General features: G+C 63.0%; 6 protein-coding genes. All 6 read right to left on the bottom strand.

Annotated features, from left to right (window positions below; translation table 11 throughout):
- On the bottom strand, positions 1-608 hold a 608-nt coding region (locus ACFE70_RS19410; RefSeq protein WP_375419442.1), incomplete at its 3' end, for an aconitase family protein.
- 248 nt (positions 609-856) lie between these two features.
- On the bottom strand, positions 857-2,023 hold the full coding sequence (locus ACFE70_RS19405; protein WP_375419441.1) for a 2-isopropylmalate synthase: 1,167 nt from the start codon (positions 2,021-2,023) through the stop codon (positions 857-859).
- Between the two features lie 324 nt (positions 2,024-2,347).
- On the bottom strand, positions 2,348-3,433 hold the full coding sequence (gene ilvC, locus ACFE70_RS19400) for a ketol-acid reductoisomerase (protein WP_375419440.1): 1,086 nt from the start codon (positions 3,431-3,433) through the stop codon (positions 2,348-2,350).
- Positions 3,434-3,536: 103 nt separating this feature from the next.
- Complete coding sequence (ilvN, locus tag ACFE70_RS19395) at positions 3,537-4,142, bottom strand: acetolactate synthase small subunit (RefSeq protein WP_375419439.1); 606 nt, start codon at positions 4,140-4,142, stop codon at positions 3,537-3,539.
- Between the two features lie 130 nt (positions 4,143-4,272).
- Positions 4,273-6,012, bottom strand: coding sequence for a biosynthetic-type acetolactate synthase large subunit (gene ilvB / locus ACFE70_RS19390; RefSeq protein WP_375419438.1), 1,740 nt, complete (start codon positions 6,010-6,012; stop codon positions 4,273-4,275).
- A 98-nt stretch (positions 6,013-6,110) separates the two neighbouring features.
- Positions 6,111-7,577, bottom strand: a 1,467-nt coding sequence (gene ilvD / locus ACFE70_RS19385; RefSeq protein ID WP_375419437.1) for a dihydroxy-acid dehydratase, incomplete at its 5' end; no start/stop codon positions are given.

Here is a 7,577-nt window from a genome sequence, read left to right as displayed (position 1 = left end):
TACTCCACGAAGTAGCCCGTGGCCCCGCCCGTGCCGAGCTGCGCGATAACGTGCAGAATCAGGTCTTTGGCCGTCACGCCGGGCCGCAACTCGCCGTCCACGGTAATGCGCATCCGCTTGGGCCGGCTCAGCAGCAGGCACTGCGTGGCCATCACCTGCGTCACCTGGCTGGTGCCGATGCCGAAGGCAACGGCCCCGAACGCGCCGTGCGTGGACGTGTGGCTGTCGCCGCACACGATGGTCATGCCCGGCTGGGTCAGCCCCAGCTCCGGCCCGATGACGTGCACGATGCCCTGGTTTTCGTGCCCCAACCCGAACAGCTCGACGCCAAAGCTGGCGCAGTTCTCGGTCAGCTTATCGACCTGCGAACGGGAAATGGGGTCCTGAATGGGCAGGTGCTGGTTGCGGGTGGGCACGTTGTGGTCGGCCGTGGCCACTATCTGGCCGGGGCGCAGTAGGGGTAGGCCGCGCCCGCGCAGCTCATCAAACGCCTGCGGGCTGGTGACTTCGTGAATCAGGTGCCGGTCGATGTAAAACACCTCCAGCCCGCCGGGAATGGCCTTTACCACGTGCGACTCCCAGATTTTATCGAATAAGGATGAGGGCATTAGAGACTGAATAGGCTAATGAAATAATTTGAATGTCATGCTGAGCGCAGCGCAGCGGAGGCGAAGCATCTCGCTTTGGGTAGTAATCAGTGGCAATCAACAGTTCCCTACGCCCTCACATCCAGCTAAGATGCTTTGACAAGCTCAGCATGACCGCCTTACAATTGGATTAGTGCCGCAGGCGAGATGCTTCACTCCGCTGCGCTGCGTTCTGCATGACGGCCTTCTTGCGTTTTTTAATTACTCTTTCAGCCGGCGCTCACCAACTGCTCCTGCTCCACCAGCGCGTGCAGGTCGTGGTCGACTACTTCCTTCTGGCGGTCAGCTAATTGCAAAAACGAGGCGTAGGCCTTGTTCAGGGCTTGGCGGTCGAAGTCGTAGCCGATTTTCTGGAGGCGGTAGGCCAGCGCGGCGCGGCCCGAGCGGGCGGTGAGCACGATGGACGAGTCGGCCACGCCCACGTCGCGCGGGTTCATGATTTCGTAGGTTTCGCGGTGCTTGATGACGCCGTCCTGGTGGATGCCGCTGGAGTGCGAAAACGCATTGGCGCCGACCACGGCCTTGTTGGCCTGCACCGGCATACTCATCAGGTGCGCGACCAGGGCCGAGGTTTCGGCCAGCAGCGGCGTGGTGATGCCGGTGTCGAGCTGCAAATAAGGGTGTTGACGCAGGACCATCACCACTTCTTCCAGAGCCGTGTTGCCGGCCCGCTCGCCGACCCCATTGATGGTGCACTCAATCTGCCGGGCACCGTTGAGCACGCCGGCAATGGAGTTGGCCGTAGCCATGCCCAGGTCGTTGTGGCAGTGCGTGGAAAGGCAGACCTTGTGAATGCCGGTCACATTTTCCGTCAGGTACTTGATTTTGGCGCCGTACTCGGCGGGCAGGCAGTAGCCGGTCGTGTCGGGGATGTTGAGCACCGTGGCGCCGGCCCGGATGGCCGCTTCGCACACGCGGGCGAGGAATCCGTTGTCGGTGCGGCCGGCATCCTCGGCGTAGAACTCCACGTCCTCGACGAAGGACTTGGCCAGCTTCACGGCGGCCACGGCGCGGGCCAGCACGTCGTCGGGCGTGCTGCACAGCTTGTAGCGAATGTGGGAGTCGGACGTGCCGATGCCGGTGTGGATGCGGGGGTAGCGCGCCGGTTTCAGGGCCTCGGCCGCCACGCGGATGTCGTTTTCCACGGCTCGCGACAGCCCGCAGACCGTCGCCTCGCGGGTTTGGGCCGCAATGGCCTGCACCGCCCCGAAATCGCCGGGGCTCGACACGGGAAAGCCCGCCTCAATCACGTCGACGCCGAGCTGCTCCAGCTGCCGGGCAATGACCAGCTTTTCGTCGCGGTTCAGCTTGCAGCCCGGCACCTGCTCGCCGTCGCGCAGGGTGGTATCGAAGATTTGTATTTTCTGACTTGCCATGAGAGGAACGGCGCGGGGCGCTTGATACTGCCCGCAAGTACACTGCATTCTTTTCTAAGGAGAAATAAATTTCGTTGCGGCTTACTATTTCTAAACGAGAATAAATTATTTGCAATTTGCTAATTAACAACCATTTATTAGAACATAAAATACAATAGCCAACTGGGTAGTCCGCTTATTCTTGCCACCCGATTTGCTGTGCATAGGCGCTTGTAAGGATGATGGGCTTTGGGCGCGAGAAGGGGGGTAGGAAACGCAATAAGACTTCCCTCTCCCGGCGGGAGGGAAGCCTTATCAGAAGAGCGGTTGGCAGTGCTTCAGCCGTTATTTCTCCTGCTCGGCCAGCGCCAGCGCGTCGGCGGGCACAGCGGCTTTGGAGCGCAGCTGGCGCACCGTGGCGCCGGTTTGCCACAACTCCGAGTCGCGCACTTCCTTCAGCTCGGCGTCCAGTTCCTGGCGGTAGTTGGGCGTCGAGCCGCGCTCAATGGTGCGGGCGGCTTCCTGGCCCGAGGCCACGCTGTCGTACAGCTCGTTGAGCACCGGCAGGGTGGCTTCGCGGAAGCGGCCTTTCCAGTCCAGCGCGCCGCGCTGGGCCGTGACCGAGCAATTGGCGAACATCCAGTCCATGCCATTTTCGCCCACCAGCGGCACCAGGCTCTGGGTCAGTTCTTCCACGGTTTCGTTGAAGGCCTCGGAGGGCGAGTGCCCGCGCTGGCGCAGCACCTGGTACTGGGCTTCGATGATGCCGGCCAGCGCGCCCATCAGCACGCCCCGCTCGCCGGTGAGGTCGGAGTACACTTCCTTCTTAAAATCCGTCTCAAACAAATAGCCCGACCCTACCCCAATGCCCATCGCCAGGGCCTTTTCATAAGCGCGCCCGGTCGCGTCCTGGAACACGGCGAACGACGAATTCAGCCCGCCGCCGGTCAGAAACAGGCGCCGCAGGCTGGTGCCGCTGCCCTTGGGCGCCACCAGAATCACGTCCACGCCGACGGGCGGAATGATGTTGGTCTGGTCATTAAACGTGATGCCGAAGCCGTGCGAGAAATACAGCGTTTTGCCCGGCGTGAGGCGCTCCCGGAGCATGGGCCAGAGCGCAATCTGGCCCGCATCCGAAAGCAGGTTGCAAACGATGGTGCCGCGCGCAGCCGCTTCTTCGAGCGAAAACAGCGTCTCGCCTTCTACCCAGCCATCGCGCAAGGCCCGCTCCCACGAGGCCGTGCCCCGGCGCTGCCCCACGATGACGCGGAAGCCGTTGTCGCGCATGTTCAGGGCCTGACCAGGCCCCTGCACACCGTAGCCGATGATGGCAATGGTGTCGTCTTTCAGCACGGCGAGTGCTTTTTCCAGGGGAAATTCGTCGCGGGTAACTACGTTTTCATCGACGCCGCCAAAATTGATTTGGGCCATGCTGGGGTTGGGGTTGTAGCGTGGACTCTGCGAGTCCGCGCGGGTGATGGATAAGATTGTCAGGCTGTTCAACGCGCGGACTCGCAGAGTCCATGCTACTTCGTTACATCGCAAAGACGCCGTCGCGGTCGTTTAGGTATTCATTTTCAACGACTTCCGTACCAGGCTTGGCCTGCTCAAACTCGCGGAGCTGGCGGCTGAAACCGTCGCTGGCCTTAATGATGGCAATGCGGGCGCTGCGCACAAATTCAATGAGGCCGAACGGCTCTAGCGCCCGCAGCAAAGCGTCGGTTTCCTGGCGGTGGCCGGTGGTCTCGAACACCGTATAATCCTTGCGGATGACCACGGCGCGGGCGCCATTTTCGCGCAGCAGCCGCTCCACGAGGGCCCGCTCGGCGATAACGTCGGTCGGCACTTTGTAGAGGGCCATTTCCTGCCAGATAACTTCCTCGTTGCTGTTGAAATACACTTTGAGCACCTCGACCTGCTTTTCCATCTGCCGGCAGATCTTGCCGACCACATCCTCGGTTTCAGTGATGACGATGTTGAAGCGGTGAATACCCTCAATCTCCGATGGCGAGGTGTTCAGGCTCTCGATGTTGATTTTGCGGCGCGAGAAAATGATGGCAATGCGGTTCAGCAGCCCGATGTGGTTCTCGGTGTAAGCCGTGATGTTGTATTCCTGGCGGGCGGGGGGGTAGGGATTCATGGGTTTTCTGCGGTTGTAGAGGCGCAATATTTTGCGCCTCGTCGTTGCTGATGTTGTTATTGCTGCACCGCCCCGGTCGTGCAACGACGAGGCGCAAAATATTGCGCCTCTACAGCTCTTCCCTACCCCCTCACCGCAGCCGGATGTCACTCACGCTGCACCCCTGCGGCACCATCGGGAAGATGTTCTGCTCCTGCGCCACCATCACTTCCAGCAGAAAGGAGCCGGGGTGCGCCAGCATGGCTTGCAGCGCGGGGCCCAACTCGGCGCGGTCAGCCACGCGCTGGCCAGCAATGCGGTAGCCGCGGGCTACGGCTACGTAGTCAGGACTTTGGATGTCGACAAAGGAGTAGCGTCGTTCGCTGAACAGCTCCTGCCACTGCCGCACCATGCCCAGAAACTGGTTGTTGAGGACGATGATTTTGACGGCGATGCCGGTTTGCATGAGCGTGCCCAGCTCCTGAATCGTCATCTGCACGCCGCCATCGCCGATGATGGCCACCACCGTGCGCTCGGGCCGCCCAAACTTGGCCCCGATGGCGGCCGGCAGCGCGAAACCCATCGTGCCGAGCCCGCCGCTGGTGATGTGGTGGCGCGACTGCTTGAGGCGGCCGTAGCGGCAGGCAACCATCTGGTGCTGGCCCACATCCGAGACCAAGATGGCCTCGCCCTGGGTCAACTCATTGAGTTGCTGCATGACTTCGCTCATACTCAGCTCGGCCGAGGTTGGAAACAGGGCTTCGCGGATAACGGCGTCCACTTCCTCGGCGTGGTAGCCGGCGAAGCGCTGGCGCCAGGCCAGGTGCGTGCGCTCGGCCACGAGGCGCGTGAGCAGGGGTAGGGTTTGCTTGCAGTCGCCCCACACGGGCACCGTGGCCTTCACGTTCTTGTCGATTTCCGTGGGGTCTATGTCGAGGTGAATTACCTGCGCCTGCCGGGCGTACTTGTCAAGGCGGCCGGTCACGCGGTCGTCGAAGCGCATCCCGATGGCAATCAGCACGTCGCACTCGTTGGTAAGGACGTTGGGGCCGTAGTTGCCGTGCATCCCGAGCATCCCCACGTTCAGCGGGTGCTCCGTGGGCAGCACGCCGGCGCCGAGGATGGTCCAGGCCGCCGGGATGCCGCTTTTCTCGATGAAGGCTTGAAACTCCCGCTCGGCGCCGCCCAGCACCACGCCCTGCCCCCAGAGCACGAGCGGGCGCCGGGCCTGGTTGATGAGCGCGGCGGCCTCGGCCACGGCGGCCGGCCGCACGACCGGCGCCGGCCGGTAGCTGCGAATATGCGCGCAGGGCGCGTAGCCGGCAAAAGCAACTTTGTCGAGCTGGGCGTTTTTGGTGATGTCAATCAGCACCGGGCCGGGCCGCCCGCTGCGGGCCAGGTAGAACGCCTTGGCCAGAATGCCGGGAATCTCGCGGGCTTCGGTTACCTGGTAGTTCCACTTCGTGACCGGCGCCGTGATGTTAATCACATCGATTTCCTGAAACGCGTCGGAGCCCAGCAGGTGCGCATACACCTGCCCCGTGATGCAAACCAGCGGCGTGGAGTCAATCTGCGCATCGGCCAGGCCCGTGACCAGATTCGTGGCCCCCGGCCCGCTCGTGGCAAACACTACCCCCACTTTGCCCGAAGCCCGCGCATAGCCCTGCCCCGCATGAATGCCGCCCTGCTCGTGGCGCACCAGCACGTGGTTAAGCTGCTCCTTGAAGTCATACAGCGCGTCGTAAATGGGCAGAATCGCCCCGCCCGGATAGCCGAAAATAGTGTCGACGCCTTCGGCCAGCAGCCCGCGCAGCAGGATTTCGGCGCCGGATATTTCGGGCGCTTCGGCGGCGGGAGCTTCGAGGAGAGTGGGTTGGGCTTGCGGGCTCATAGTGGGGGTAGGGTGCGGGGCTTGCCCCCGCCCGTCGTTGAATAAAATCGTTGTAATAATCCACTGGCGCGAACGCCGGGTGGGGACAAGTCCGCACCCTACTGATCGGTTATACACCCCGTGCTGGCATTCCCTACGGTGCGGATGTACTTGCGCAGCACGCCGCGCGCGGCATTTGGGGTGGGCGGGCGCCACTTTTCGCGGCGGGCTCGCAGCTCGGCAGCATCCACGCGCACGTCTATCGTGTTGGCGTTGGCGTCGAGGACTATCCAGTCGCCGTTTTCGACTAACGCGATGGGGCCGCCGTCGTAGGCTTCGGGGCAGACGTGGCCGATGACGAAGCCGTGGGTGCCGCCCGAAAAGCGGCCGTCGGTGAGCAGGGCCACTTTATCGCCCAGCCCGGCGCCCATGATGGCCGACGTGGGCTTGAGCATCTCAGGCATCCCCGGCCCGCCCTTCGGCCCCACGTAGCGGATGACGACCACTTGGCCGGCGAGTACCAGGCCTTGCGCCAAGCCGTCGTTCACCGCTTCCTCCGAATCAAACACGATGGCCGGACCGGCAAACTGCTCGCCTTCCTTGCCCGAAATCTTGGCCACGGCGCCTTCCGGAGCCAGGTTGCCGTACAGAATCTGAATGTGGCCGTCGGCTTTGAGCGGGCGGGAACTGGGGCACAATAGGTCCTGCTCACTGCCTAAAGGCTGAATATCGGCCAGGTTTTCGGCCAGCGTCTGGCCGGTCACGGTGAGGGTGTCGCCGGTAATCAGGCCTTCGTTGAGCAAGGTTTTGAGCACGGCCGGCACGCCGCCCAGCGCCGAGAGGTCTTCCATCAAATACTTGCCGCTGGGCTTTAAGTCGGCCAGCACCGGCACCCGGTCGCTGATGGCCTGGAAGTCGGCCAAGGTCAGCCGCACGCCGGCTGCGTCGGCAATGGCGAGCAGGTGAATCACGGCGTTGGTGGAGCCGCCGAGCACGGTGGTCACGACCATCGCATTCTCGAAGGCCTCACGCACCAGGATGTCGCGGGGCTTGATATCGCGCTCCAACAGCCGGCGCAGATAGCGGCCGGTGTCGAGGCACTCCTGCATTTTGTGGGCGCTGACGGCCGTGGCCGAGGCCGAAAACGGCACCGATAAGCCCAGCGTCTCGATGGCGGCGGCCATCGTGTTGGCCGTGTACATGCCGCCGCAGGCGCCCGGCCCCGGACAGGCATTATTAATAATGCCGCGGTAGTCTTCCTCGGAAAGCTGGCCGCGCAGCTTCTGCCCGTAGGCCTCGAAACACGAAACGATGTTGAGCTGCTGCCCCCGGTAGCTGCCGCCCTTGATGGTGCCGCCGTACACGAGCAGCCCCGGCCGGTTGAGGCGGGCCAGGGCAATGAGCGCGCCGGGCATATTCTTGTCGCAGCCCACCACGCAGGCCAGCGCGTCGTAGTTGTGGGCGCCGGCCATCGCCTCAATGGAATCAGCAATTATCTCTCTGGAAACCAGTGAGTAGCGCATCCCCGGCGTGCCGTTGGTGATGCCGTCGCTCACGCCGATGGTGTTGAAGCGCAGCCCCACCAG

Origin of the sequence: uncultured Hymenobacter sp. (assembly GCF_964243305.1) — a bacterium.
Taxonomy (GTDB): Bacteria; Bacteroidota; Bacteroidia; order Cytophagales; family Hymenobacteraceae; genus Hymenobacter.
Note: the sequence above shows the minus strand (reverse complement) of the source record. Positions and strands in the feature narration are given on the sequence as shown.

What these genes read in the sequence shown, in the direction of transcription:
- ilvN (WP_375419439.1), bottom strand. Translation starts at nt 4,142, where the DNA reads ATGAATCCCTACCCCCCCGCCCGCCAGGAATACAACATCACGGCTTAC.
- ilvC (WP_375419440.1), bottom strand. Translation starts at nt 3,433, where the DNA reads ATGGCCCAAATCAATTTTGGCGGCGTCGATGAAAACGTAGTTACCCGC.
- ilvB (WP_375419438.1), bottom strand. Translation starts at nt 6,012, where the DNA reads ATGAGCCCGCAAGCCCAACCCACTCTCCTCGAAGCTCCCGCCGCCGAA.
- ACFE70_RS19405 (WP_375419441.1), bottom strand. Translation starts at nt 2,023, where the DNA reads ATGGCAAGTCAGAAAATACAAATCTTCGATACCACCCTGCGCGACGGC.